The 25,813-nt window shown below is 61.3% G+C and carries 23 protein-coding genes and 1 riboswitch; of the genes, 15 read left to right on the top strand and 8 right to left on the bottom strand.

All coding sequences use genetic code 11. The features are described 5' to 3' along the window. The first annotated feature begins 9 nt into the window (after positions 1-9). The 5 genes from GA0061103_RS31625 (at position 10) to GA0061103_RS31605 (ending at position 5,123) form a co-directional block, all read left to right on the top strand. Positions 10-945: a carbohydrate ABC transporter permease gene (locus GA0061103_RS31625; RefSeq protein ID WP_425349573.1), complete on the top strand. Its 936-nt coding sequence runs from the start codon at positions 10-12 to the stop codon at positions 943-945. After that, positions 938-1,822 carry a carbohydrate ABC transporter permease gene (locus GA0061103_RS31620; protein ID WP_092719109.1) on the top strand — a complete coding sequence of 295 codons (885 nt, stop codon included), beginning with the start codon at positions 938-940 and terminating at the stop codon, positions 1,820-1,822. Before GA0061103_RS31625 ends, GA0061103_RS31620 begins: the two co-directional genes overlap by 8 nt. A 73-nt stretch (positions 1,823-1,895) precedes the next feature. Next, positions 1,896-2,921: a Gfo/Idh/MocA family protein gene (locus tag GA0061103_RS31615; RefSeq protein ID WP_092719104.1), complete on the top strand. Its 1,026-nt coding sequence runs from the start codon at positions 1,896-1,898 to the stop codon at positions 2,919-2,921. Positions 2,922-2,928: 7 nt separating this feature from the next. Then, complete coding sequence (locus GA0061103_RS31610; protein ID WP_092719100.1) at positions 2,929-3,999, top strand: Gfo/Idh/MocA family protein; 1,071 nt, start codon at positions 2,929-2,931, stop codon at positions 3,997-3,999. A 44-nt stretch (positions 4,000-4,043) separates the two neighbouring features. Further along, positions 4,044-5,123: an ABC transporter ATP-binding protein gene (locus GA0061103_RS31605; RefSeq protein ID WP_092719304.1), complete on the top strand. Its 1,080-nt coding sequence runs from the start codon at positions 4,044-4,046 to the stop codon at positions 5,121-5,123. A 297-nt stretch (positions 5,124-5,420) separates the two neighbouring features. On the opposite strand, the gene GA0061103_RS31600 is transcribed toward GA0061103_RS31605, so the two are convergent. The 7 genes from GA0061103_RS31600 to epmA all read right to left on the bottom strand — a co-directional run bounded on the left by GA0061103_RS31600 (position 5,421) and on the right by epmA (position 13,764). Next, complete coding sequence (locus GA0061103_RS31600; RefSeq protein ID WP_092719097.1) at positions 5,421-7,889, bottom strand: glycoside hydrolase family 2 protein; 2,469 nt, start codon at positions 7,887-7,889, stop codon at positions 5,421-5,423. A 76-nt stretch (positions 7,890-7,965) separates the two neighbouring features. Next, entirely contained in the window at positions 7,966-8,925 is a 960-nt protein-coding gene (locus tag GA0061103_RS31595) for a DUF1839 family protein (RefSeq protein ID WP_092719301.1), read from the bottom strand. Positions 8,926-8,933: 8 nt separating this feature from the next. After that, positions 8,934-9,842: an amino acid--[acyl-carrier-protein] ligase gene (locus tag GA0061103_RS31590; protein ID WP_092719093.1), complete on the bottom strand. Its 909-nt coding sequence runs from the start codon at positions 9,840-9,842 to the stop codon at positions 8,934-8,936. 5 nt (positions 9,843-9,847) lie between these two features. Next, complete coding sequence (locus GA0061103_RS31585; protein ID WP_092719298.1) at positions 9,848-11,041, bottom strand: acyl-CoA dehydrogenase family protein; 1,194 nt, start codon at positions 11,039-11,041, stop codon at positions 9,848-9,850. Beyond that, a complete protein-coding gene (locus GA0061103_RS31580; protein WP_075853503.1) occupies positions 11,041-11,292 on the bottom strand; it encodes an acyl carrier protein in 252 nt (83 codons plus the stop codon). Before GA0061103_RS31580 ends, GA0061103_RS31585 begins: the two co-directional genes overlap by 1 nt. Before the next feature lie 358 nt (positions 11,293-11,650). Beyond that, complete coding sequence (locus GA0061103_RS31575; RefSeq protein ID WP_092719087.1) at positions 11,651-12,703, bottom strand: lysine-2,3-aminomutase-like protein; 1,053 nt, start codon at positions 12,701-12,703, stop codon at positions 11,651-11,653. Continuing rightward, on the bottom strand, positions 12,700-13,764 hold the full coding sequence (gene epmA / locus GA0061103_RS31570; protein ID WP_092719083.1) for an EF-P lysine aminoacylase EpmA: 1,065 nt from the start codon (positions 13,762-13,764) through the stop codon (positions 12,700-12,702). The genes GA0061103_RS31575 and epmA overlap by 4 nt, the downstream gene beginning before the upstream one ends. Before the next feature lie 151 nt (positions 13,765-13,915). Between epmA and efp the strand changes: the two genes are divergently transcribed. Then, positions 13,916-14,485 carry an elongation factor P gene (efp, locus tag GA0061103_RS31565; RefSeq protein WP_004126942.1) on the top strand — a complete coding sequence of 190 codons (570 nt, stop codon included), beginning with the start codon at positions 13,916-13,918 and terminating at the stop codon, positions 14,483-14,485. 242 nt (positions 14,486-14,727) lie between these two features. Here efp and GA0061103_RS31560 read toward each other — a convergent pair whose 3' ends face one another. After that, positions 14,728-16,578, bottom strand: coding sequence for an ABC transporter ATP-binding protein/permease (locus GA0061103_RS31560; protein ID WP_092719079.1), 1,851 nt, complete (start codon positions 16,576-16,578; stop codon positions 14,728-14,730). Between the two features lie 163 nt (positions 16,579-16,741). Between GA0061103_RS31560 and GA0061103_RS31555 the strand changes: the two genes are divergently transcribed. The 9 genes from GA0061103_RS31555 (at position 16,742) to GA0061103_RS31515 (ending at position 25,810) form a co-directional block, all read left to right on the top strand. Then, positions 16,742-17,584: an AAA family ATPase gene (locus GA0061103_RS31555; protein ID WP_092719074.1), complete on the top strand. Its 843-nt coding sequence runs from the start codon at positions 16,742-16,744 to the stop codon at positions 17,582-17,584. After that, positions 17,584-18,006, top strand: a complete 423-nt coding sequence (locus GA0061103_RS31550) for an NUDIX hydrolase (RefSeq protein WP_092719070.1) — start codon at positions 17,584-17,586, stop codon at positions 18,004-18,006. The genes GA0061103_RS31555 and GA0061103_RS31550 overlap by 1 nt, the downstream gene beginning before the upstream one ends. A gap of 310 nt (positions 18,007-18,316) precedes the next feature. Next, positions 18,317-18,394, top strand: a riboswitch (SAM riboswitch). Positions 18,395-18,442: 48 nt separating this feature from the next. After that, a complete protein-coding gene (gene metA / locus GA0061103_RS31545; protein WP_092719064.1) occupies positions 18,443-19,369 on the top strand; it encodes a homoserine O-acetyltransferase MetA in 927 nt (308 codons plus the stop codon). 2 nt (positions 19,370-19,371) lie between these two features. Continuing rightward, positions 19,372-20,565, top strand: a complete 1,194-nt coding sequence (locus GA0061103_RS31540) for a vWA domain-containing protein (RefSeq protein ID WP_092719059.1) — start codon at positions 19,372-19,374, stop codon at positions 20,563-20,565. A gap of 387 nt (positions 20,566-20,952) precedes the next feature. After that, positions 20,953-21,978: an aldose epimerase family protein gene (locus tag GA0061103_RS31535; RefSeq protein ID WP_092719056.1), complete on the top strand. Its 1,026-nt coding sequence runs from the start codon at positions 20,953-20,955 to the stop codon at positions 21,976-21,978. Positions 21,979-22,101: 123 nt separating this feature from the next. Continuing rightward, positions 22,102-22,875 carry a GntR family transcriptional regulator gene (locus GA0061103_RS31530; protein WP_092719053.1) on the top strand — a complete coding sequence of 258 codons (774 nt, stop codon included), beginning with the start codon at positions 22,102-22,104 and terminating at the stop codon, positions 22,873-22,875. After that, entirely contained in the window at positions 22,872-23,903 is a 1,032-nt protein-coding gene (locus GA0061103_RS31525; protein WP_092719050.1) for an SIS domain-containing protein, read from the top strand. Before GA0061103_RS31530 ends, GA0061103_RS31525 begins: the two co-directional genes overlap by 4 nt. Further along, positions 23,903-25,060 carry an N-acetylglucosamine-6-phosphate deacetylase gene (gene nagA, locus GA0061103_RS31520; RefSeq protein ID WP_092719046.1) on the top strand — a complete coding sequence of 386 codons (1,158 nt, stop codon included), beginning with the start codon at positions 23,903-23,905 and terminating at the stop codon, positions 25,058-25,060. Before GA0061103_RS31525 ends, nagA begins: the two co-directional genes overlap by 1 nt. Positions 25,061-25,081: 21 nt before the next feature. Then, a complete protein-coding gene (locus GA0061103_RS31515) occupies positions 25,082-25,810 on the top strand; it encodes an SIS domain-containing protein (protein WP_092719043.1) in 729 nt (242 codons plus the stop codon). Positions 25,811-25,813: the final 3 nt, after the last annotated feature.

Here is a 25,813-nt window from a genome sequence, read left to right as displayed (position 1 = left end):
GCCGGCGGCTTGGCCGTCGGCGCGCGCGCGCCGTTGCGCGTGGAAACCACCTATAAGGCGCCGGGCGCCTTCGCGCGCAATGCGCCCGGCTATCTCTTCCTTCTGCCGTGGTTCATCGGCTTCTTCGGACTGACCCTCGGGCCGGCGATCGCCTCGCTCTATCTCTCCTTCACCGACTACAATCTGCTGCAGTCTCCGAACCTCGTCGGCATCGACAACTATGTGCGGATCGCGACGGCGGACGACAAGTTCCTGTCGTCGATGAAGGTGACGCTGTTTTACGTCGTCTGTTCGGTGCCGCTGAAGCTCGCCTTCGCGCTGCTGGTGGCGCTGCTGCTCAACCGCGGCATCAAGGGCCTGCCGGTCTATCGCGCCATCTTCTATCTGCCGTCACTGCTCGGCTCCAGCGTCGCGATCGCGGTGCTGTGGCGGCAGATCTTCGATGCCGACGGCATCGTCAACACCCTGCTCTGGTACGCCTTCGGCATCAACGGGCCGAGCTGGATCTCCAATCCGGATTATTCGCTCTATACGCTCGTCATTCTCGCCATCTGGCAGTTCGGCTCGCCGATGATCATCTTCCTGGCAGGCCTTCGTCAGATCCCGACCGATCTCTATGAAGCCGCCAGCCTCGACGGCGCCTCCAAGGCACGGATATTCTTCAAGATCACCCTGCCGCTTCTGACGCCGGTGATCTTCTTCAACGCCGTGGTGCAGACGATCGACGCCTTCAAGGCTTTCACGCCGGCCTATGTGATTTCCTCCGGCACTGGCGGCCCGATCGACTCGACGCTGTTCTACACGCTCTATCTCTACCAGGAAGCCTTCGGCTATTTCCGCATGGGCTACGCCTCGGCGCTGGCCTGGGTTCTGGTTATCATCATCGCGATCTTCACCGCCTTCTCCTTCCTCTCCGCTCGTTATTGGGTCCACTACGATGACTGACGCGAAGCTCACCCATTTTGCCGAGGACATGAAGCCGCCGCGCGAGCGCCCGTGGTTTCTCTCCGTCCTCATCCACATCGCCCTCGTCGCCGCGTCGATCGTGATGCTCTACCCGCTGCTGTGGATGCTGTCCGGTTCGATCAAGGACCAGAACGAAATCTTCGGCACGGCCTCGCTGATCCCATCGCACTTCGATTTCAGCTCTTATGCCCGCGGCTGGTTCGGCGGCCAGGTGACCTTCGGCAAATTCGTCTGGAATTCCGCCGTTATCGCCGTGCTCTCGGTCATCGGCAACGTCATTTCCTGCTCGCTGGCAGCTTACGCCTTCGCGCGGCTGAACTTTTGGGGCAAGAATTTCTGGTTCGCGCTGATGCTGGGCACGCTGATGCTGCCCTATCACGTCACGCTGATCCCGCAATATATCCTGTTCCTGAAGCTTGGCTGGGTGAAGACGATGCTGCCGCTCGTCGTGCCGAAATTCCTGGCCGTCGACGCCTTCTTCATCTTCCTGATGGTGCAGTTCTTCCGCGGCATTCCGCGCGAACTGGATGAGGCGGCCATGATGGACGGCTGCAGCCCATGGCGCATCTACTGGCGCATCATGCTGCCGCTGTCGCTTCCCGTTCTGGCAACGGCCGCCATCTTCTCCTTCATCTGGACCTGGGACGATTTCTTCGGGCCGCTGATCTACCTATCCGACATCAACACCTACACGGTGCAGCTCGGCTTGCGCTCCTTCGTAGACTCCACCGGAAGTTCCGACTGGAGCAGCCTGTTCGCCATGTCGAGCCTGTCGCTGATCCCGGTCTTCCTGATCTTCCTCTTCTTCCAGAGGCTGCTGATCGACGGCATCGCGACCGCCGGCCTCAAACGCTGATTACGAACCCTGCGGTCCCGAATACCCAAGATTTGGGACCGCAAACCAACAAACCCATTGAAAGGAATGTCGCATGAGCGCGCTGCGCTTTGCCGCCATCGGCCTCAATCACGATCACATCTACGGCCAGGTCAACGTCATGCTGCGGGCCGGCGCCGAACTCGTCGCCTTCCACGCCGAGGAGGACGATCTCGCCGCCGTCTTCGCCGGGCGTTTTCCGCAAGCGAAACGCGTTGCAGATAAAAGAGAAATCCTGGAGGACGGCTCCATTGCGCTCATCGTCAGCGCGGCAATCTCCTGCGAGCGTGCCGGCCTTGCCATCGAGGCCATGCACCACGGCAAGGACGTGATGCTCGACAAGCCCGGCATGGTAACACTGGATCAGCTCGCTGACGTCCGGAAGGTGCGGGCCGAGACCAAACGCATCGTCTCCATCCTCTATTCCGAGCATTTCGAGACGGCATCGACGGTCAAGGCCGGCGAACTGGTCAAGGCCGGCGCCATCGGCAAGGTCATCCACACGACAGGCCTCGGCCCCCACCGTCTGCGCAAACCGACCCGGCCGGACTGGTTCTTCGACCGCAAGCGCTATGGCGGCATCATCGCCGACATCGCCTCGCATCAGTGCGAGCAGTTCCTGTTCTTCGCCGATTCCCTTGAAGCCGAAGTGCTGTCGGCGACGGTGTCCAACCGCGCCAATCCCGAAACGCCCGGCCTGCAGGACTATGGCGATTTCCATGTGAGGACGCCTGACGTCACGGGCTATGTCCGCGTCGACTGGTTCACGCCGGATGGTCTTTCGACATGGGGCGACGGCCGCCTCTTCATCGTCGGCACCGAAGGCACGATCGAGCTGCGCAAGTATATCGACGTTGCCGGCAGGCCCGGCACAGACCATCTCTTCCTCACCGACCGCAAGGGCATGCAGCATATCGACTGCACCGGAGTGGAACTACCCTATGGTCGCCAGCTGGTTGCCGATATCCGCGATCGCACCGAAACGGCCATGGGCCAGGACCATTGCTTCAAGGCCATGGAGCTGGCGTTGAAGGCGCAGGTGCTCGCCGAGGCGACATCGCTCAAGAACATTCAAAGGTAATTGCGTTATGTCCGACATCAAGAAAGTCGCAATCATCGGCCTCGGCATCGGCCGCTCCCATATCGTCGAAGGCTATCTGCCGCATGCCGATCGCTATGAAGTTGCCGTCCTCTGCGATCTCAACGAAGAACGTCTGAACGCCGTCGGTGATGAATTCGGCATCGCGAGACGCCTAAAGGATTTCTCCGAAGTCCTCAACATGCCCGATATCGACATCATCGACATCTGCACGCCGCCCGGCTCGCATTTCCAGCTAATCATGCAGGCGCTCGCCGCCGGCAAGCATGTGGTCTGCGAGAAGCCCCTGGTTGGATCGCTCGCCGATGTCGATGCCGTCATCGCCGCCGAAAAGACGGCCAAGGGCCGGCTGATGCCGATCTTCCAGTATCGCTATGGCGACGGCATCCAGAAGGCCAAGCGCATCATCGCTTCGGGCATTGCCGGCAAGCCCTACGTCGCCACGTCGGAGACGCATTGGGTGCGCGGCGCCGACTATTATGCGGTCCCCTGGCGCGGCAAGTGGGATACCGAGCTCGGCGGCGTGCTGATGACCCATTCCATCCATCTGCATGACATGCTGACCTATCTGATGGGGCCGATCGCGGGCCTCTTCGGCCGCGTCGCCACCCGCGTCAACGATATCGAGGTGGAGGATTGCGCCAGCGCCAGTCTGCTGATGGAAAATGGCGCGCTCGCCACCATCAGCGCGACGCTCGGCTCGCAGGAGCAGATCAGCCGCCTGCGGCTCGCCTTCGAAAACGTCCTGATCGAAAGCAACCACGAGCCCTACAGCCCCGGCCAGGATCCTTGGAAGATCATTCCTGCCAATGATGAAATCGGTGCGAAAATCGATGCGCTGCTCGCCAACTGGTTACCGATCCCGAACCGTTTCAATACGCAGATGAAACTGTTCCATGAAGCGCTGGTGTCGGGCGGACCGCTGCCGGTGACCACAGTCGATGCCCGCCAGGCGCTGGAGCTGGTCACGGCATTCTATGAATCATCGGAAACCCGCACCGAAGTCCGCTTCCCCGTCGGACCGGAAGCCAAAAAATACAAGAGCTGGAGGCCGTCATGAACGTTGCCCCGCGAACCATCAGAACCAACAAGGAGGGAGCGCCCATGGCGACAAGCGTATCGCTGCAGAAGGTTATCAAGCGCTATGGCGAGCTTCAGGTGGTTCACGGGATCGACCTGGAGATCGAGCCGGGGGAATTCACCGTTTTCGTCGGCCCCTCCGGCTGCGGCAAGTCCACGCTCCTGCGCATGATCGCCGGCCTCGAGCCGATTTCCGGCGGTGGGCTCTATCTCGACGGCAGCCGCATGAACGATGTGCCCGCCTCCAAGCGCGGCATCGCCATGGTCTTCCAGTCTTATGCACTTTACCCGCATATGAGCGTCTACAAGAACCTCGCCTTCGGTCTCGAAACCGCAGGCATGAAGAAGCATGAGATCCAGCCGCGCGTCGAAAAGGCAGCCGAAGTCCTGCAAATCACGCAGCTACTGCAACGCAAGCCAAAGCAGCTTTCCGGCGGCCAGCGCCAGCGCGTCGCCATCGGCCGCGCCATCGTGCGCGAGCCCAATATCTTCCTTTTCGACGAGCCGCTCTCGAACCTCGATGCCGAACTGCGCGTGCAGATGCGCGTCGAAATCGCCCGCCTGCACCAGCGGCTCGGCAACACCATGATCTATGTCACCCACGACCAGACGGAGGCCATGACCATGGCCGACAAGATCGTCGTGCTGAATGGCGGCAAGATCGAGCAGGTCGGCGCTCCCCTTGATCTCTACAACAAGCCGAAGAACAAGTTCGTCGCCGGCTTCATCGGCTCGCCGAAGATGAACTTCCTCGACGCGAAGATCGTCGCCTCCGACGACGGCTCCGCGGTGATCGATCTCGCCGGCCAGACCGTGCGCCTGCCGCGGCGGCTGGGCAGCCTCCAGCCGGGGCAACCTGTGACCCTCGGCGCCCGCCCGGAACACCTGAATGTCGGCGATCGCGGCCTGGCGCTCGGCAATGCCCGCGTCGATCTGGTCGAGCATCTCGGCGGCCAGACGATCCTCTACGTCACGCTGCATGGCGGCCAGGCATTGACGGTCGCGCTGGAAGACCAGCAAGCCATCCGCGCCGGCGAGACGATCAGCATCCATATCGATCCCGAACGCTGCCATTTGTTCGGGCCGGATGGGGTGACCTTGTAGGAGCATGTTGAAGCAGGTTGGGGCCTATCTCGCCCCTGGCGGGCGAGAAAGTAAAAACTTAGGATTAGGCGAGGGCTCGTTCCTCGTCTAATTCTTAGTTTTTACAAGAGCGGGGGTAGGCATGGACGCAATCAGCTTCCAGTTTATTGGCGCAAGAAACGACCCCATCTCTTGCAATTTCAATGGCTTAGAAATTGCGCCGAGCTTTTGAACGCGCTGAGCCTCCAATGTCGCAATTCCTAAACCAATGAAATTGCTTTCTCGCCCGCCAGGGGCGAGATAGACCTCCGCGCCTTCTCACACCTCCACGATCCGCCGGCTGCCGACGGAGCGGATTTGCCCGGCTGGAACAACATCGGCCGGAATACTCTCTCGCCGGTGCAGCCGAATCCGCCGGCTGCCTGGCGCAAGATGGAACCAGTCATCCTCGGCCCGATAGGCTTCCAGATCGATCTGCACCGATTGCGCCAGCCGGTCGCTTCTTAACTCCAGATACCAATCCTCGCCCTCCTGTACCGCCGATGCCGTGATCTCAGCGTCGTGGAACGCCTTGGTGCGCCCAAGCGGAAAATAGAAGGCCTCAGCGATGACAGAGCCCGTTGCCGGCGCCGTCAGCCGCGCCATAGTCACGTCATGCGACGGCGGCCCGAAACGGAAGGCGTAGGTCGTGTCGAAGAAGGCGCCGAAAAGATCAGTGCAGGCTATCTTTTGCTTGCCGCGCGCTTCTACCAACAGATCGCGGCCACCACCGACGACGATCTGCCGGCCGTCGCGCAGGCAGGAGACCTCGACCGTCAGGTCAAGCGCCGTATCGCTTTCATTGATGACATGAACATCAAGACCGTTCGTGCCCTCATCCATCAACAGCACCTGCACGGGCCGGAAGGCGCGGCGTAGTCCATACCAGACTGGCTTCGGCTCCCCGGTGGAATCGATCACACCCCAACCGGGGCCGGGAAGCAGGTCCTGCAGCGTCCAGACGAGCGCGCCGTTGCAGCCGGAACCGTGGCGGCGCCACTCGGCATAGGTCTCTTCGGCGACTTCGCCAGTCACGGCGCGCGAAAGGTTGAGATAGAGATCCGGGTCTTCCCGCCGCAGCCGATTGGGCTCGAAGCCGTAGAGTTCTTGAAGATAATGGTCGCGCACATCCTCGAAATCCCAGGACGCGCCGCGATCGCGCGGCACACGCTCTTTCCATAGCGGGCTATGGACTGCCGGAACCGGCAGATGCTGACCGAGCGTGCGGGCTTGCGGCACATGCGCGAAAGCCAGGCTCTCGGCAGCAAAGCGGACGTCGGCACAGCGCGCGTCGGCAAGCGGCCGCATGTAAGCGCCGACGCCATAATAATGCGTGACCCCGGCATTCGGCGAAAACGGCATGGCACCGCCTGAGGGCGAATTGACCACATAGGGCACATCCGGCCGCAGCGTTTGCACCAGCGGCGGGATGATCTCCTCGACGATGGGGCTTTTCCAGAACTGTTCGGGCAAGCCCATCATGGCCGCCTGCTGATGGATCTCGCTGCCGCCGCAAAGGACCGCCAGCGAAGGCGACAGGCGGGTGCGGTTCAGAAGCTCGGAAACCTCCGATTCGACATGGGCGTTGAAGGCCGCGTCGTTCTTCGGATAGTCGAAATTGGCGAACATGAAGTCCTGCCAGACCAGCAGACCAAGTTCATCGCAGAGGCGGAAGAACTCCGGCGTCTCATAGGCCATAGTGCCGCCTATGCGGATCATGTTCATGCCGGCCTCGGCCGCCAGCCGCAGCCAGCTCCGGTAATCGTCGCTGCCGCCGGGCAGGCGCACGATATCCGCCGTGGTCCACACGGCACCTCGGCAGAAGATCCGCTCGCCATTGACGATCACAGCGAAATCCTCGCCATTGGCGCCGCGATCGACGGACAGCCGGCGAAAGCCGGTCTGCCCAAGCGCGTGTTCGGCGCCATCGACGATGAGCGTCACATCATGAAGCTGCGGCGTGCCATGCGTATGCGGCCACCAAGGCGCCACGCCAGGAATTTTCAGGATTGCGGTGTAGCGCCCGGGACCATCCTTCTCGAACGCCTGTTCCGTCTCCCCGCACTTCAGCAGCAGCTCGTTGATATCGCCCTCGGCCGCCAGCGAGGCATAAAGCCTGCCTTCGCCGTTATCGAGCAGATCCGGCCGCAGGGAGAGATCGCGGATCACGGGCGCACTCGGCCGCAGAAGCGAAATCGGCCGCCACGGGCCGACCGCCTGAACCTCCGGGCACCAGCCGGGCATATGGCCGAGCAGCGTCGTGCGCACCATCCGCAAGCCCTGCGGCGTCATCATCTGCGGCCGCCAGCGGGCGCGCGGACCGGGCTCGGAAAGCCTCGGCTCCAGCGCGCGGAAGCAAAGTGCCAGCTCGTCGCCGCCAAGCAAGGTAACGTCGACGTCATGCGCTTCGAACATGCTCTCGGAGACGAGGATTTGCTGGCCGTTCAGGAAGACTTCGCACAGCGTCGCCAGCCCTTCGAGCCGCAAGACCGCCTCGCCGGCCTCCGCATCCACCAGACGGCAGATGTACCAGGCATCGCTATCATGCAGAGGCTGAGGCCTCGTCCGGTCGAAACGCCCGGCCTTTTCCAGCGCTTCCGCCACCGTGCCCGGCACTGGAGCCGGAATGAAGCCTGATGTCAGCGGCACGTCAGAGGGCGAGACGCAGGTGCCCGCCTCCGTCAGTACCAGATTCCAACCTTCGCTCAGCCGCATTCCACCGCCGAGATCCGCCAAGCGCCCGCCCATGACATCTTCCGGGGGATTTCCCCGCCCCAATATTTTCAGAAATGACCCAGCCTGCCGCGGATCGAACGGGAGCCGCCTAAAGCTTCCGTTCGAGCTCGCCCATCATGGCATCCCACGCATCAGCGGCAGGATCAAGGGCCGTGCGCAACGGCTCGAATTTCTTGCGCGTGATGGCGCGGGCAAGCTGGAACTGCACCGATTTTGCTGTCTCGGAAATTTTCCGCGCTTCTGTCGCCGCATCGGACAAATCGGCCGAGAACCAATCGAAATGGCTGCCGGCCAGTTCGAAATTGGCGCCGAGCTGGCGCAGCGTGTTGAAAGCATATTTATGGAAGAAGCCGAAAGGCCGTTCGGCGACCGCTTCCACCTGCACAGGGAAGACCTCCGCGAAGGCGCGGATCGGATTAGCCTTCGGTCGGCGGCGGAAATGAAAGGACAGAAGCTGCCGCGCCGTCTGACGGATCGCGGCTTCGGCCGGTGCCTTCTCCGGGAATTTCGCAAATTCCGTGTAAGGCAGGAAGGGCAGGTCCTCATCCGTCAGATGCAGTTGGAAAAGCCCGTCGAAATCCTCACCCGACAGCTGGAAGAAGCCGCCATTGTGGAAATAGTCGAGCCTGCGACCCTGCATATCGAGCCGGTTGATCGCCACCGTCGTCTTGCCGTGTTCGCGGCGATAGCCGATCCCTTGAGTATCCGGCATGAAGAAGGAATCCATCTCCACCAGGCAAAGCCGGCCGCGACCGATCTGCTCGGCGACATGGTTCTCAACCTTGTCGTAGATCGCGAGCTCGGTGCAGCGAACGCCGTAAAGCGCTTCGAGATCCTCGAGCGGTGCCTTGAAGAAGGTGAACTGGTCACCCTCGAAATCCTGTGTCACCGTGAAGCCGAGCATGGCTTCCGGCGGTAGCTTCAGGCTCGAAAGCACCTCGATCCAGAGATCGATGTAGCAGTTCGTCTCTGGCCACATGCGCTCGCTGTCGTGCAGCGCATGTGGCTTGTAGGTGGCGGGTTCCAACCCTTGAAAGACGGCAGCCATGGAAGCGATCAGCCCCACAGCGCCTTGCGCACGCTCTCGGGCCATTCCTTGGTGTCGAGACCGTGGGTATGGAACAGCGCCAGCGCGATGCGCTCCAGGCCGAAGCCGACGCAGGCCGTGTGCACGACGCTGCCATCAGCAAAGTTCAGACCCCACTTCGTGCCAAAGGCATCCTGGTGATAGTTGAAACTCATGCAGGCGGTCGGCTTGGCGACAGAGGTGATCGGGATCAGCAGCTCGAACTTCAGATTCTGGTCGCGCTGGTTGTTGGCAAGCATCTTGCCGGCGCGGCCAAAGAACGGGTCGTTGGCGACATCGATGGTCACATCGAGGCCGACGGCCTTCATCATCTCGACACCGCGATCCATCCAGCTCTGGCGGAAATCCGTCACATGCTTTTCGCTGCCCATGCAGACATATTCGCGCATGCGGAAGAGCTGCTGGCGGGCCGGGTCCTTGGAGGGCTCATGACGGAAGCAATAGGATTGCAGATCGTAGAGCGCGCCGTCTTCCGGAATGGCGCCGCGCTTGGCAACCGTCGGATAGAGCGGATAGCAGGCCGCCGGCGTCAGCACGATATCGGTCGCCTGTTGATCTTTCGTCCAGTCGTCGCCGACTTCCATGCACTTCAACAGGCCCATATGGTCGAGCTCGTTGCCGCAGAAGCTGTGCACCGTGCCGGCCAGCTGCGGGAAGCTCTTCATGTAGCCGCTGGTTTCGAAGAAGGCGCGGTTCATGCCGGGCGGAAAGCGGATAGCTTCGGCGCCATCGGCGCCGCCGAACTTGTCGATCAGCCGCTCGAAGGCGGAAATGACGTCTTCGAACTGGCCGCTGCGACCGTAGAGGCCATCAACGCCGGTGTCGATCAGCAGGCCGGATTCGAAAAGACGGTCGAGAAACGATGTTTGCATATCCATGACGATTACCCCAACAGGCTGGTATCTTGTTTGTGGACGAGCAGCATGGTCGACGTATTGCCGAGAATGCGGTCATTCGAGATCATCAATTGTGCCGAATGCGCGTCGCGCAGGTGGCGGCCGAGGCTGTAGGGCGTACCGTTCTTGTAGCCCATGATGCCGCAGATCAGCATGGCGTGGTTGATGATCGGCAAGATCATCTCGGACGAAGCGATCTTGACGTTGTTCATCGCCACGGCGAAAGCCATAGACGACAGGCGGTCCGCATCGAGCTTGGCCTCTTCATAGGCCTTCAGCCCGGCAACCACATTGGATTTCACCATCTGCAGCATGCTGGAGGCCTCGGCGAGGCGCAGGGCGCCGGGTGGTGGCGCGCCGGGAGACTTGCGGGCGGCGGCACGCACGAAAGCCTGTGCGCGGGAAACCGCATCGGCGGCAATGCCATACCAAACACCGCTCCAGAGCAGGTGCGAGCTTGCCAGCATCGATTGCGCGGCGATCTCGGCAAACGGCTTGGGCAGGATCTGCTTGGCCGGAGCCTCGCCCTTGAACAGGAAGCCGTCGGAGCAGGTGCCGCGCATGCCGAGCGTGTTCCACTCTACGGTGCGCTTGATATCGTATTGGTCCTTCAGGAAGCAGGTCAGCACCTGATCGGAAGAAGCCGCCTCGGCATGGCTGCGCGATGTAATGAGGATGGCGTCGGCATGGGCGCCATAGGAAATGACAGTCGCATCTTTTTCGAGATAGCAGGTGTCGCCTTCGACCTTGATGGCGCAGATGCTGTTGCGCAGGTTGCCGCCGATCCCGCCTTCGGTCGTTGCCGAAGCGAGAAGAAGCTGTTCCCTAGCGATGCGGCGCATGAAGTCGCGGTGCCAGTCGCTGTCGACGCCATGCTCGACCAGGCTCGATAGCTTGATCTGGTGCATGGCGAAGACCATGGCGCTCGCCGCACAGGCCTGGCCGAGGATCGAGCAGAGCTCGGCGATTTCGGTCATCGACGCGCCTTCGCCGCCGAGATCGGCGGGAATCTGGATGGAAAGAAGCTTCTCGGCGCGCATGGCGTCAACGGCTTCCTGCGGGAACCGGCCCTCGGCATCGACGGCATCGGCGTGCTGGCTGGCGATCGCTGCGACGCGGGCGGCGCGCACCGCCGCTCCCTCGCCCGTCCCAACCTCAAGTAAAGCGACCGCCGCACTCATCATGCGACCTTTCTACTATCGAGGATCATGCCGACGGTTCTTTCGATCGCGGCGATGCTGGCGAAGGACTTGCGGTTCAGCAGATTGTCGGGAAACTCGATATCGAAGGCTTCCTCGATGCCAAGCATCAGCTGTACGGAAGCGAAGGAAGACAGTCCGGTTGCGTAAAGATCAGCATCGTCTTCAATTTGATCGATAGCAACGGGAAGCGCGCCGAACTTGGCCAGCAAATCGCGAATCGTCTTGTTCATAGTCTAGTCCCTTCTGGCAATGGTAAGCATAACCGCAGTTACACCGTCTTATCCTTCGCCAAGAAGTAACAGGCAAAATAGAACATTCCGCTAAGCGACGTGGTAAATACAAACAACTTATACTTCGTAGAAAATTGCTATAGTCGATATTTTTCTCATTTAAATTAACCAAGCATAAGCCATATAAGCCGCGGCCCACGCACAAATATCATGAATACCTAATATTAAGCCGTGCCAATTTTTGGAAGAACGCAGTTCGCAAGAAGGTTAACGCGCCAAAATTCACCGCCACGTTTTATTCGAAAAACGCCATCACAATCAGAGCGTCAGTGAAAGTATAAGATCGGAAGATTGGAAGTTAGCCTTGCGGCGGATAGATATGTTCGCCGCCGCGATAGTCAGAAACCGAATAGCAACCTTCCCCTATCTCGCGCACCGAGCTCTGGCCGATATCGGCCTTGCCGTAACCGCCGGGGATATCGAGAATGTAGGTGGGCTGGCAAAGGCCGGAGATGCGGCCGCGGAGTGCGGCGACGATCGCCTGCCCCTCGGCGATGCCAAGGCGGAAATGGCTGGTGCCGGGCGCAAGATCCGGATGGTGCAGATAATAGGGCTTCACCCGCGTTTCGACGAAGGCCTTCATCAGCGCCGCCAGCACCTCCGGATCGTCGTTGACGCCCTTGAGGAGAACCGACTGGCTGACAAGCACGATGCCGGCATCGACGAGCCGGGCGCAGGCAGCACGCGCCTCGTCCGTCAGCTCGCGTGGATGATTGGCATGCAGCGCCACATAGACGGTCTTGCCGCTCGCTTTCAGGGCCGCAATCAGCGCCGCATCCACCTTTGACGGGTCGACGACGGGAATACGGGTATGGAAGCGGACGATCTTCACATGGTCGATATCGGCAAGCTGCCTGAGAATCTCTTCGAGCCGCCGCGGCGAGAGAACCAACGGATCGCCGCCAGTGAGGATGACCTCCCAGATCTCATCATGCTCGCGGATATAGGCAAAGGCACCGTCGAGCGCATCACCGTCCAGCGTGCCGAGCCCTTGCGGTCCGACCATCTCGCGGCGGAAGCAGAAGCGGCAATAGACCGGGCAGACATGCACGGCCTTCAGAAGCACGCGGTCCGGATAGCGATGGACGATGCCTTCGACCGGGCTATGCACGTGATCACCGATCGGATCGGCCCGCTCCTCGGGCGTGACGATGAGTTCGGCGGCATCCGGCACGAACTGCCGGGCAATGGGATCGGCGGGGTTCGCGGGGTCGATCAGGCGCGTCACGGTCGGTGTCAGGGCAACGGCATAGCGCTCCGCCACAGCTTCCAGCGCGACCGCCTGATCGGCATCGATCAGTCCGGCACGCTCAAGCTCGCCGATAGTCCGGATCGGTCGCATCACATTCATGCGTCATACTCCGCAACCGGCGCCCAGAGCACCTGCTCGATCCGCGAGGCGCCGGTTGCCAGCATCACCAGCCGGTCGAAGCCGAGCGCAATGCCGCTGGCATCGGGCATGACGGCAAGCGCCTCCAGAAAATCCTCGTCGAGCGGATAGGTCTCGCCATAGACGCGCTGCTTTTCCGCCATCTCGATCTCGAAGCGGCGGCGCTGCTCCTCGGCATTGGTGAGCTCGCCGAAGGCATTGGCAAGCTCGACGCCGCAGGCATAAAGCTCGAAACGCTCGGCAACGCGATGATCCCTGGCCGAAGGCCGGGCAAGTGCCGCTTCTGAAACGGGATATTCGTCAAGAATGGTCGGACAACCGAAACCAAGGTTCGGCTCGATCTTCTCGACCAGCACGCGGCTGAAGAGATCCTGCCAGAGATCGTCATCGGCAACCCGAATGCCCGCCTTGCGCATATCCGCCGCCAGCCGCTCGCGATCCGTCGAGCCATCGAGACCGATGGAGGCAAAAAGATCGATGCCGGCATAACGCTCGAAGGCCGCGGCGACACTGATGCGCTCGGGCAGCAGGAAAGGATCCGTCTCCGCGCCGCGATAGGTCAGCTTTTTCGCCCCGACCGTTTCGGCCGCCAGCGCCAGCAGCGCGGCACAATCCGCCATCAAGGTCTCGTAGCTCTCGCCGGCCCGATACCATTCGAGCATGGTGAATTCCGGATGATGCAGCGGCCCGCGCTCGCGATTGCGATAGACATGCGCAAAGCAGGCAATGCGCTCTTCGCCGGCCGCCAGCAGTTTCTTGCAGGCAAATTCCGGCGAAGTGTGGAGATAAAGAGGCGATGGCTTGCCGTCAGTCGTCAGCGCCTCGGTCTCGAAGGCATGCAGATGCGCCTCGTTGCCAGGCGATACCTGCAGCGTCGCCGTATCCACCTCGATGAAGTCGTTGCGCGCGAAGAAAACCCGCAGCGCCGCCTGGATGGCATTGCGGCCAATGAGGAACGGCCGCCGGTCCGCATGGACATTGCGGGTCCACCAGGGGGACGCTTTGCTCGTCTTTGGCTTCATTCCTAGCTTTCTTCAGCGCACCGGCCGCCTTGGGGGTGGCAATTTCCGTTGATTTAGGGTAGTTGCGCCCCCAAGCAAACAAAAGCTGCGTCTCGGAGAGCATTCAGACAGTCCCTCTACGACGCAAAACGCAGCGTTACAAGGAAGTCTTATGGTCAAGGTCATCGCCTCTTCCGTCCGCAAGGGCAACGTTCTCGACGTCGACGGCAAGCTCTACGTCGTTCTCACCGCTCAGAACTTTCATCCGGGCAAAGGCACCCCGGTCACCCAGGTCGACATGCGCCGCATCGTCGATGGCGTGAAGGTCTCCGAGCGCTGGCGCACCACCGAACAGGTCGAGCGCGCCTTCGTCGAAGACGTGAACTTCCAGTACCTTTATGAAGACGGCGAAGGCTTCCACTTCATGAACCCGGCCACCTACGATCAGGTCGTCGTCGATGTCGAAACCATGGGCGACCAGAAGGCCTACCTCCAGGAAGGCATGACCTGCATCCTGTCGATCCACGAAGGCATCCCGCTGGCACTCGAACTGCCGCGCCACGTGACGCTCGAGATCACCGAGACCGAGCCGGTCGTCAAGGGCCAGACGGCATCCTCGTCCTACAAGCCCGCCATGCTGTCGAACGGCATCCGCACCCTGGTGCCGCCGCACATCAACGCCGGCACCCGCGTCGTCATCGCAACGGAAGACAATTCCTACGTCGAGCGCGCCAAGGACTGAGCCTCGGCCACCTGCTTGCATGAAGAACGCCTCGTCCTCGTGACGGGGCGTTTTGCATTTTGCGTTTTGGGAGAATGTAAGCCAGAGCGGCAGCGGCTGCGTGAAGACTTGCCGTGCCGCCGTAGAGCAATTCCAGGAAAAGTGCATAGCGGTTTTCCGCCTGGAATTGCGTAAAAACAAAGGGATAGAGCATTTTCGCGATTCGAAGAAAAGCGAAACTGCTCTAGTTACGGCGCACTTGGTTATGGTGCACTGGCCTTTTTCTCATCCACCTGCGCCGCACCGGCAATTTCGGAAGGCGTTTGCATATCGGTGCTGTGCTCATGCGGAGCCAAGGACTGCAGATGCAGGACACGCGGCGACATGGCATGCATGAAGGCGTCGGAGCGGCCGATATAGATCAGGGTCGCGTCCTCCAGCTCGCCCAGCATGGCAAAGGCCTTCGCCTGAACTTCAGCTTCCAGCCCTTCCAGGGCATCGTCGAAGACGACCCATTTCGGCTTCGCGAGCAGCAGATGCGCAAAACCGACGGCTTTCTGCTCCTCGGTATCGAGCAATCGATCCCAGCGAGCCTGCGTATCGAGACGGCTCTTCAGACGGCCGAGCCCCACCTTGTCCAGGACCTCATCGACGGCGGCATCGTCGTAGGCGTCGCGGTCATCCGGAAAACAGATTGCCTCCCTGAGCGTGCCGGTCGGCACATAGGGCGTGTGCGGCACGAACAGCATATCGTCCATCGGCGGCAGGCTGACCGTGCCGGAACCGCTATACCATTGATGCGCCAGCACCTCGAACAGCAACCTGCGGTTTACGCCGTGATCGCCGTTGATCATCACATGCTCGCCGGCATTGATCGTCACGGTGCCTTCCGCGATCCGGAAGCCGTTTTCCGTCGCCTCGTCGTTGGTCTTCGTCGAAATCTCCAGATCGGTCCAGACCATCGTGCCCGGCGCCGCCTTTTCGAAGACGAGGGTGTGCGGCATCGGCGTTTTATCGTCCATTTCCGTCAGTGCCTTGCGGAAATCGGTCACGCGCATCAGCGTGGCACGCCATTCGGCGATCGGCCCGAAATTGGCGACATACCAGCGCAGCGCCGAATTGACCTGATTGAAGGCGCCAACCGCCACCATCAGCTGGCCGAAGGTCAGGCCGCCGGAGAAATAGGCGGGCGCGGCAACCAGGATGGGAATGATCAGCACCAGCCAGCCGTAACCGGCCGAAACCCAGGTGAGATTGGTATTGGCGATGGCCAGCTGGCGGATGACGGCAAGCACGGCCGATATATCGAGATTGATCCGCCGCCGCTCGTTCTCCTCGCCGCCAGCAATGGTGATTGCCGGCATATGCTCGTTGGCATGCATGAGCGCGAAGCGCAGCTCGGCTTCCTTCGAATAGCGATCCGCATTCAGCCGCACCAGACGGCGACCGACGAACTGGCTGAGGAAGGACGCCGATCCCGCATAAAGGATCGCCGCCCAGACCATGTAGCCCGGAATAGAGAAGCTCATGCCCCTGAGGTGAAAGACCATGCCGCTGGAGAGCTCCCAGAGCACGCCGATGAAGCTCAAGAGCAGGATCGTCGCCTGCACCAGCCCAATGGCAAGCCCCGTCGAGCTTTCGGCAAGATTGCGGGCGTCCTCATGCAGCCGCTGGTCGGGATTGACGCCGATCAGGCCGGAAGAGGCAAGGCGAAGCGCGCGCTTGGCCTGCAGCCATTGATCGACCAGATCGCGCGCCAGCCCTTCGCGCATGTAGAGCGCGGTCATCTGGTTGAGCCAGGCCTGAACGACGTTGAGGACCAGCAGCGAGCCGGCGATGATGCCGAAGACGCCGAGCTGATGGAAGAAAGCGGAAATATCGCGCCTTGCCAGCGAATCGTAGAAAGGCGCATTCCAGTTGTTGAGCAGCACCTGGACATAGGCCGTGACCAGGATGATCACGAAGAGCGCGATTGTCAGGGAAATAATCTTGATGCGAACAGCCGAATTCCAGAAAGCGGAGAACATCATCCTCAGCCGAAAGAAAAGGCTTAAATCGTATCCGACCTGTTCGTTTCCCTGGATATTCGGCTTGGCTTGCTTTTCAACTGCCATCAGCACTTCCCTGCGACGCGTCCCGTCAGTTAATCATGACCCGCCCTCATGTCCACCCTTGCAATAGATCGGTGGGATCACATTCCTATATACACGGTTTCGCGTCTTGAACCGAATAAGGTCAGCAATTAGCTTGCACTCGAAAGATTGAGAAAGCCTTCCGATGCAATTCCAGGGAACTGCCGACTATATCGCCGACAAGGATCTGATGGTCGCCGTCAATGCCGCCATAAGACTGGAGCGCCCGCTTCTGGTAAAGGGCGAGCCGGGTACGGGCAAGACCGAACTTGCACGCCAGGTGGCCGCCGCCCTCGGCCTCGACCTGATCGAATGGAATGTCAAATCGACGACGAAGGCCCAGCAGGGTCTCTACGAATATGATGCAGTCTCGCGCCTGCGCGACAGTCAGCTCGGCGACATCAGAGTTCACGATGTCACGAACTATATCCGCCAGGGCAAGCTCTGGCAGGCCTTCACCTCGCCGAAGAAGTGCGTGCTGCTGATCGACGAGATCGACAAGGCCGATATCGAATTTCCGAACGATCTCCTGCAGGAACTCGACCGCATGGAATTCCATGTCTACGAGACCGGCGAGACGATCCAGGCCGCGATCCGCCCGATCGTCATCATCACCTCGAACAACGAGAAGGAATTGCCGGATGCCTTCCTGCGCCGCTGTTTCTTCCACTATATCCGGTTTCCCGACATGGAGACGCTTAAGCGCATCGTCGAGGTGCATTATCCCGGCATCAAGCAGACGCTCGTCCATGCGGCACTGACTCAATTCTTCGAAATTCGAGACGTATCGGGCCTGAAGAAGAAACCCTCGACCTCCGAAGCGCTCGACTGGATACGCCTGCTGGTCGCAGACGACGTCGATCCCGAAACGCTGCGCGCCGATGCGAAGAACGCGCTGCCGAAGCTGCATGGCGCATTGCTGAAGAACGAGCAGGATGTCCATCTCTTCGAACGGCTGGCCTTCATGGCGCGAGGGCAGGGAAAATAATGCAGCCAGATGCCGTCAAGGTCCTGATCTGCGCCGTTCGGGATGGTCATCTTCTTGTCTTCGACGAGCCGGATTTCCCAACAATCGAACCGCAGGTGCCGGGCGGTACGGTCGAGGAAGGCGAAGATCTGGCGCTCGCAGCAGCGCGCGAATTTGCCGAGGAGACAGGGCTGATTGCAGATACTATGCACCCGCTCGGCATCCGCGATTACCGCTTTGAAAAGAACGGACGCAGCTATAGCCATCGGCGACATTATTTCCGTTGCGATGTGCCTGAGACTACACCCGCCGAATGGCTCCATTTGGAAGCGATCCCGTTTGGCGGCGGCGAACCCATCCGCTTCCGCTTTTTCTGGATGACGATTGCCGAGGCACGCAAACGTCTCGGCTATGACATGGAAGTACTTCTCGACCGTCTGTAAACGGAGGCCGATGTCCCGCCTCCGGAACAGGACAAATAAAGCCAACTACCGCATTTTCCGCCGACGAGTCGGCAAATACCTTCTCATCAGGAATGGGATGCAAATTCCACCCGCCCTCGTGGTTCGAGACGGCCCTGCGGGCCTCCTCACCATGAGATCTGATCTTTCACGCAGTGTTGGAAACTCTCTCCGCCTCACCCTGAGGTGCCTTGGCGTTGAAGCGTGAGCGCAAATGCCGGGGCCTCGAAGGGCGAGGCGGCCTCCGGCCTATCCGTTAGCCCATTGACCCGCCGGAATGACAGGTTTATGAAATCTCTCTCGTGGTGATTTGGCCGGCCGGCTTGCAGCCACGTTAAATAAGTCGCTAAAGGGCCGCGTGCGGACCGGTAGCGATTCATGATCGCGGCCGGTTTTTTTGTATTTGGCGAGTGAAACAATGCCCATCAAGATTCCCGATACGCTCCCCGCGTTTGAAACCCTCCAGAGCGAGGGTGTGCGGGTGATGACCGAAACGGTGGCGTTCCGTCAGGATATCCGCCCCCTTCAGATCGGGCTTCTCAACCTCATGCCGAACAAGATCAAGACCGAGGTCCAGATGGCGCGCCTGGTCGGCGCATCGCCGCTGCAGGTGGAATTTTCGCTGGTGCGCATCGGCGCGCACAAGGCCAAGAACACCTCCGAAGAGCATCTGCTTGCTTTTTACGAGACCTGGGAAGAAGTGAAGCACCGCAAGTTCGACGGCTTCATCATCACCGGCGCGCCGATCGAGCTGCTGGATTATGAAGACGTCACCTACTGGAAGGAAATGCAGGAGATCTTCGAGTGGACGGCCACCAATGTCCACTCGACGCTGAACGTCTGCTGGGGCGCCATGGCGGCGATCTACCATTTCCACAAGGTGCCGAAATATACGCTGACGGAAAAGGCCTTCGGCGTCTATCGCCACCAGAACCTGAAGCCCTCCTCGGTCTACCTCAACGGCTTCTCCGACGATTTCGCCATTCCGGTCTCGCGCTGGACGGAAGTGAAGCGCGCCGACATCGAAAAAGTGCCAGGCCTGCAGATCCTGATGGATTCGAGCGAGATGGGCGTCTGCCTCGTGCACGAGCAGGCCTGCAACCGGCTCTACATGTTCAATCACGTGGAGTATGATTCCACATCGCTGGCGGACGAATATTTCCGGGATGTGAATTCGGGCGTGCCGATCAAGATGCCGCACAACTACTTCCCGCATAACGACCCGGAAATTCCCCCGCAGAACCGGTGGCGCAGCCACGCGCATCTGTTCTTCGGCAACTGGATCAACGAGATCTACCAGACCACGCCGTATGATCTGGAGGAGATCGGCCAGGAAAGGTCATAGGCTTGTTCATTCCCTTCTTCCTGAAACTGAAGGAAGCGAAGGTACCGGTGACGCTCCGGGAATTCCTGTCGCTGCTTGAAGGAATGGAAGAAGGGATTGCCGACTATGATGTTGAGGCCTTCTACTATCTGGCCCGCACGACGCTCATCAAGGACGAGCGCTTCATCGATCGCTTCGATCAGATTTTTGCCGACTATTTCCGCGGCGTCGAGGCGATCGGCGGCAATACCGAGGGTGATGCGGTCGAGCCGAGGGCCATACCCGAGGAATGGCTGCGCAAGCTCGCCGAGCGGCATCTGACCGAAGAGGAAAGACGAGAGATCGAGGCGCTCGGCGGCTTCGACAAGCTCATGGAGACGCTGCGCCAGCGGCTGGCCGAACAGAAAGGCCGGCACCAGGGCGGCTCGAAGTGGATCGGCACGGCAGGCACCTCCCCCTTCGGCGCCTATGGCTACAATCCGGAAGGCGTGCGCATCGGCCAGGAAACATCACGCCACCGCCGCGCGGTAAAAGTCTGGGATCGGCGCGACTTCCAGAATCTCGACGACGGCGTCGAGCTCGGCACCCGCAACATCAAGGTGGCCCTGAAACGCCTGCGCCGCTGGGTGCGCGAGGGGGCAGCCGAGGAGCTGGACCTCTCCGGCACCATCCGCTCCACCGCCGAGCATGGCTATCTCGACGTCCAGACCCGACCGGAACGGCGCAACGCCGTCAAACTCCTGATGTTCTTCGACGTCGGCGGCTCGATGGACGACCATATCCGCGTCGTCGAGGAACTGTTTTCCGCCGCCCGCGCGGAGTTTCGCCACATGGAATATTTTTACTTCCACAACTGTCTCTACGAGGGCGTGTGGAAGGACAATCGCCGCCGGCGCGTCGACATCACGGCGACGAATGACCTGATCCGCACCTTCGGCCCCGACTACCGCATCGCCTTCGTCGGCGACGCCTCCATGAGCCCTTATGAGATCACTCAGCCAGGCGGCTCGGTGGAGCACTGGAACAAGGAGGCTGGCGAGACCTGGCTCGCCCGAATGACCGGCCATTTCCGCAAATGCATCTGGATCAATCCCGTGCCGGAAAGCTATTGGGGCCATACGACCTCGATCTCGATGATCCGCCGGCTGATGACCAATCGCATGTACCCCCTGACGCTCGGCGGGTTGGAAAAGGCGACGAAGGAATTGTCACGCTAAGGCTGGATCAGCCTGGGTTTTGCAATAGTCACGCGCGCACTGTTCTGCTGTACCCTCCTGCCTGGCCCCTCACCCCAACCCTCTCCCCGCTAGCGGGGAGAGGGGGCTCTACGGCGACCTCACCACGAACCAAAGGCCAAGTCATCTGCCACTGTCGTCCCCTCTCCCCGCAAGCGGGGAGAGGGCTAGGGTGAGGGGCTGTTACAGAAACAGACCGCTCTGTCATAGGCATTGCACACTTCCAGCGCAGCGTAGCGTCTCGAGAACTAGGCGGAGCCTTGCCTCTCCTCCGCCCGCCTCTAAATTTCGCCATCGGACAGGTTGCGGAACCGCACGAATGGAGGCAGGGTCTGGCCTCACATACTCAAAAGCGATGGATGAGTTGATATGACGGAAAGCACTTTGCAGCGGGAAGTTTTTGGGACGACGGCCGATGGGGATACCGTTTATCGCGTCAAGATCGTCGGCGGCGGCCTGACGGCGCATATCATGTCATGGGGCGCGGTCATCCAGGATCTGCGTCTTGACGGCCACGGGCCTTCGCTCCTGCTCGGCTTCGACGATTTTGCCGATTATCCCGCTCATTCCTCCTATTTCGGCGCCACGCCCGGCCGCTGCGCCAACCGCATTGGCGCCGGCCGCTTCACGCTTGATGGTAAGCAGTACCAGCTCGAACTCAACGAGAAGGGCGTCACACATCTGCACGGCGGCAAGGACAATATCGCCAAGCGCAACTGGACCATCGTCGAGCACGATACCGACCGCGTCGTCCTGAAGATCGTCGATCCCGATGGCCGCGCCGGCTATCCCGGCAACTGCACGATCCAGGCGACCTATTGGGTGCATGGCAACGGCGAACTGTCGGTGACCTACGAATCCACAACCGACCAGCCGACGCTCGCCAATGTCTGCCAGCATGCCTATTTCAACCTCGACGGTCGTGACGATGCGCTCGGCCACGACATCATGATCGCCGCCGATCACTATACGCCGACGGACGACAAGCAGGTCCCGACCGGCGAGATCCGCTCCGTCGAGGGCACCGTCTTCGATTTCCGCGAGATGTCGCCGATGAAGCGCTTCGACGGAAGCGAACAGGCGCTTTACGACCACAATTTCTGCCTGTCGACCGAACGCACCGCCAAGCGCTCCGTCGTGCTCGCCCGCAGCGTCAATTCCGGCGTGTCGCTTGAGGTCCGCACCACCGAGCCCGGCGTGCAGTTCTATACCGGTTTCAAGCTGGACGTGCCGGTTCCCGGCCATGACGGCCGCAAGATCGGCCCGTTCGCCGGCTTCTGCCTGGAAACGCAGGTCTGGCCCGACGCCATCAACCACGAAGGCTTTCCCAATGCCGTGCTCCGCCCGGGCGAGGTGTTGCGGCAGGAAACGGATTACATCTTCACCAAGAACTGAGTTGGGCATGTCCCGCTCACTTGAAAAATCGGCCGGGCGTCCAAAACGCCCGGCCGATTCTTTTTTGCGATGCGACCAAATTCACCTTGTGAATTGGTTCTAAATAGGTTCTATATAAACACCATGGATAGAACCAGTTTGATCCTCGAATTGAGCAATCGCGGTTTGAGCGACGGGACCGCGAGCGGACCGCTGTACAAGCGCCTGGCGCAGGCACTGACCGGCTTGATTCAAGAGGGTCTGCTGAAACCGGGTACGGCGCTTCCGGGCGAGCGCGATCTCGCCGGCGCCCTGCAGATCGGCCGCGTCACGGTGAGAACCGCCTATCGCGACCTTCTCACCTCGGGCGTCATCGAATCCCGCCACGGCAGCGGCACCTTCGTTTCGCAGCATGTCGAGCGCATCGAACAACCGCTCTGGCGCCTCTCCTCCTTCTCCGCCGATATGCGCTCGCGCGGTCGCGAACCGGCGGCGCGCATCCTGTCACGTACCGTCAGCGCGCCGGCGCCGGAGGAATCGTTCCTGCTAGGTCTCGGCCTTGATGAGCCCGTGCTGCGGCTTGACCGCCTGCGCCTGGCGGATGGCCAGCCGCTTGCCATCGAGCGCGCCGTCGTTCCCATCAAATTCCTTGGCGAAGACGCCATATCCGAAGGCTCCCTCTACGATGCGCTCGCCGCCAAGGGCTTCAAGCCGGTGCGCGCCCAGCAAAGGCTGACCGCCGTGACGCTCGACCCCACCTCCGCATCGATCCTGACCGTCAAGGCCGGGGCGCCAGCGCTTCTGATCGAGCGCGTTTCCCGCCTGGCCGACCAGCGCGTCGTTGAATACACCCGCTCGCACTATCGCGGCGATGCCTATGATTTTGTTGCTGAATTGAGAATTGGAGATGACCTATGAGCGAGACCCAATCCCTGATGCTGACGGAAGCCGGCCAATCGCCTGAGGTGGTTGCTACGCTGCTTGAAAAGGAAAAGCCCGCTTTCGCCGAGATCGCGAAGCTCTTCTCCTCGGGCCGCCCGTCGCTGATCACGACGGCAGCGCGCGGCTCGTCCGACCACGCCGCCACCTTTTTCAAATACCTCCTGGAAATCTCCTGCGGCATCCCGGTCGCCTCCGTCGGCCCGTCGATCGCCTCGGTCTATGGCGCGCCGCTGCACCTGAAAGGCGGCATCCACTTCACTGTCTCGCAATCCGGCGGCAGCCCCGACATCATCGCCATGCAGGCTGCGGCCAGGAAGGGCGGCGCCACCACCATCGCCGTCGTCAACGTCACCGACAGCCCGCTTGCCAAGGAAGCCGACATCGTGCTCGGCCTCAATGCCGGCAAGGAACAGAGCGTCGCCGCCACCAAATCCTTCATCGCCTCGGTCGCAGCCCTTGCCGGCGTCACCGCTGCGGTTTCGCAGGATAAGGCACTGATCGACGGCCTTGCCAAGCTGCCGGAAGCGCTGGCCGCTACCTCAGGCATCGACGGCAAGGCTGCCGAGGATGTGCTCTTCAATGCCTCCTCGCTCTATACCGGCGGTCGCGGCCCCGCATTTGCGATCGCGCTGGAAGCGGCACTGAAGGCCAAGGAAACCGCCGGCCTTCACGCCGAAGCCTTCTCGCTGGCCGAACTCATGCACGGCCCGATGCGCCTCGTGCAGCCGGGCTTCCCGATCGTCGCCTTCTCGCCCGACGATGCCGCCTTCGCCAACAATGCCCAGGCGCTCGAACGCCTGCAGAAACTCGGCGCGACCGCCGTCTCCTTCTCGACCGCACCACTCGCCGGCATCAACCTGCGCATGCCCAGCACCGGCAACGGCCTGCTCGATCCGCTGGTATCGCTGCTATGCTATTATCGCCTCATCGAGTCGGTAACGCGTCGCAAAGGCTTCGATCCGGACAAGCCGGCTAATCTTCTCAAGGTAACGGAGACCATGTGATGGACTACAAGGTCTTTACCGGCGCCCGCATCTTCGATGGCGATCGCTTCCATGAAGACAGCGCGCTTGTCATCGGCAATGGCCGCATCCACGCCATCACCGGCGCCAATGACGTACCCGACAATGCCGAGACGATCGCGCTGAACGGCGGTGTGCTTGCTCCCGGCTTCATCGACGCTCAGGTCAATGGCGGTGGCGGCCGTATGCTGAATGACGAGCCCTCGGCCGACTCCATGTACATGATCGCCGCCGGGCACCGCCCCTACGGCACGACATCGCTGCTGCCGACGCTCATCACCGATGTCGCAGCCGCCACAACGGCATCCATCGAAGCGGCCGTCGAGGCCGTGAAGGCCAATCGCGGCGTCGCCGGCCTGCATCTGGAAGGCCCGCATCTGGCGCCGGCCCGCAAGGGCGCGCATCTTGCCGAACTGATGCGCCCGGTCGAAGATAGCGACGTCCGGACCTTCATCCGCGCCCGTGAGGAAATCGGCACGCTTCTGGTGACGATTGCAGCCGAGCAGGTCACGGAGCGGCAGGTGCAGGCGCTTGCCGAAGGCGGTGTCATCGTCAGCATCGGCCACAGCGATTGCACGGCTGAAGCTGCCGATGCGCGCTTCGATGCCGGCGCTCGCGGCGTCACCCACCTTTTCAACGCCATGAGCCAGATGGGTCATCGCATGCCGGGTCTCGTCGGCGCGGCGATCGACCACCCCGCTCCCTGGTGCGGCATCATCGCCGATGGCCACCATGTCGACCCGATCGCGCTCCGCGTCGCGCTGCGCGCCAAGCGCGGCGAGGGCCGGCTGTTCTTCGTCACAGACGCGATGTCGCTCGTCGGCACCGATCTTCCGAGCTTCACGCTGAACGGCCGCACGGTCTATCGCACCAAGGGTGGCTACTGCTCGAAGCTGACGCTGGACGACGGCACGCTGGCCGGCTCCGACGTCGATATGGCCTCGACGATCCGTTATGGCGTCAATATTCTTGAGCTGCCACTGACTGAGGCCCTGCGCATGGCGACGTCCTACCCCGCCCGCTTCCTGCGGCTCGCCGACCGCGGCCATCTCACGCCCGGAACCCGCGCCGATCTCGTCCACATCAACGACGGCATCGAAGTCACGGAAACATGGATCTCCGGCCAGCCTTCGGCCTAAAATTTGAAAAGGAGGCGCGGCATGAGCGCAGTCACGGACAGCTATTTCACCGCCCTCATCGGCCGGCTGGAAACCTTGCGTGAAACGCTGGCCGAGCCCATGGCCCGGGCCTCGGCCGCCATCTGTGCGGCCGCGCGTGCCGATCGTCGTGTCTATGTCTTCGGCACCGGCCACTCGCATATGCTGGCCGAAGAGGTGCATTATCGCGCCGGCGGCCTCGCCTTCACCATCCCCGTGCTTGTAGGCTCCGCCATGCTGCATGAAGGCGCTGTCATCAGCTCGGTCTATGAGCGCACCGAAGGACTCATCCGCCCGGTCTTCGAACGCTACGGCATGCAGCCGGGTGACGTGCTGGTCATCGCCTCCAATTCCGGCGTCAATGCCGCGCCGATCGAGGCGGCGGATTATGGCCGCGAAATCGGCGCGACAGTCATCGCCATCACATCGCTTGCCTATTCGGCCGCCATCGCCAATGGCCGCCGGAGACTGGCCGATATCGCTGATATCGTGCTGGACAACGGCCTGCCGCCAGGCGATGCCATGATCGACCTGCCGGGCACGGAGCTGAAGGTCGGGCCAGCCTCGACGGCCGTCGGTACGACGGTCCTGAACGCGATCTTCGCCGATGTCGCCGCCGAACTCTGCAAGGATGGCAATCCGCCCGTCTACCTCAGTGCCAATATGCCGGGCGCCAAGGAAACCAACCAGCAGCTGGTTAGGAAATACCGGCCGCGCAATCCGCATCTTTAAGGC

This window comes from Martinezella multihospitum (genome assembly GCF_900094585.1).
Taxonomy (GTDB): Bacteria; Pseudomonadota; Alphaproteobacteria; order Rhizobiales; family Rhizobiaceae; genus Rhizobium; species Rhizobium multihospitium.
The sequence above is the reverse complement of the archived record's forward strand: the minus strand, read 5'-3'. Positions and strand labels throughout refer to the sequence as shown.

Bases quoted from the DNA above. Each gene is read 5' to 3' on its own strand.
- GA0061103_RS31605 (WP_092719304.1), top strand. From the start codon at position 4,044: ATGGCGACAAGCGTATCGCTGCAGAAGGTTATCAAGCGCTATGGCGAG.
- GA0061103_RS31585 (WP_092719298.1), bottom strand. From the start codon at position 11,041: ATGAGTGCGGCGGTCGCTTTACTTGAGGTTGGGACGGGCGAGGGAGCG.
- GA0061103_RS31620 (WP_092719109.1), top strand. From the start codon at position 938: ATGACTGACGCGAAGCTCACCCATTTTGCCGAGGACATGAAGCCGCCG.
- GA0061103_RS31550 (WP_092719070.1), top strand. From the start codon at position 17,584: ATGCAGCCAGATGCCGTCAAGGTCCTGATCTGCGCCGTTCGGGATGGT.
- GA0061103_RS31525 (WP_092719050.1), top strand. From the start codon at position 22,872: ATGAGCGAGACCCAATCCCTGATGCTGACGGAAGCCGGCCAATCGCCT.
- GA0061103_RS31610 (WP_092719100.1), top strand. From the start codon at position 2,929: ATGTCCGACATCAAGAAAGTCGCAATCATCGGCCTCGGCATCGGCCGC.
- nagA (WP_092719046.1), top strand. From the start codon at position 23,903: ATGGACTACAAGGTCTTTACCGGCGCCCGCATCTTCGATGGCGATCGC.
- GA0061103_RS31595 (WP_092719301.1), bottom strand. From the start codon at position 8,925: ATGGCTGCCGTCTTTCAAGGGTTGGAACCCGCCACCTACAAGCCACAT.
- GA0061103_RS31555 (WP_092719074.1), top strand. From the start codon at position 16,742: ATGCAATTCCAGGGAACTGCCGACTATATCGCCGACAAGGATCTGATG.
- GA0061103_RS31615 (WP_092719104.1), top strand. From the start codon at position 1,896: ATGAGCGCGCTGCGCTTTGCCGCCATCGGCCTCAATCACGATCACATC.
- efp (WP_004126942.1), top strand. From the start codon at position 13,916: ATGGTCAAGGTCATCGCCTCTTCCGTCCGCAAGGGCAACGTTCTCGAC.
- GA0061103_RS31590 (WP_092719093.1), bottom strand. From the start codon at position 9,842: ATGGATATGCAAACATCGTTTCTCGACCGTCTTTTCGAATCCGGCCTG.
- GA0061103_RS31535 (WP_092719056.1), top strand. From the start codon at position 20,953: ATGACGGAAAGCACTTTGCAGCGGGAAGTTTTTGGGACGACGGCCGAT.
- GA0061103_RS31515 (WP_092719043.1), top strand. From the start codon at position 25,082: ATGAGCGCAGTCACGGACAGCTATTTCACCGCCCTCATCGGCCGGCTG.
- GA0061103_RS31575 (WP_092719087.1), bottom strand. From the start codon at position 12,703: ATGAATGTGATGCGACCGATCCGGACTATCGGCGAGCTTGAGCGTGCC.
- metA (WP_092719064.1), top strand. From the start codon at position 18,443: ATGCCCATCAAGATTCCCGATACGCTCCCCGCGTTTGAAACCCTCCAG.
- GA0061103_RS31600 (WP_092719097.1), bottom strand. From the start codon at position 7,889: ATGGGCGGGCGCTTGGCGGATCTCGGCGGTGGAATGCGGCTGAGCGAA.
- GA0061103_RS31580 (WP_075853503.1), bottom strand. From the start codon at position 11,292: ATGAACAAGACGATTCGCGATTTGCTGGCCAAGTTCGGCGCGCTTCCC.
- epmA (WP_092719083.1), bottom strand. From the start codon at position 13,764: ATGAAGCCAAAGACGAGCAAAGCGTCCCCCTGGTGGACCCGCAATGTC.
- GA0061103_RS31560 (WP_092719079.1), bottom strand. From the start codon at position 16,578: ATGGCAGTTGAAAAGCAAGCCAAGCCGAATATCCAGGGAAACGAACAG.
- GA0061103_RS31530 (WP_092719053.1), top strand. From the start codon at position 22,102: ATGGATAGAACCAGTTTGATCCTCGAATTGAGCAATCGCGGTTTGAGC.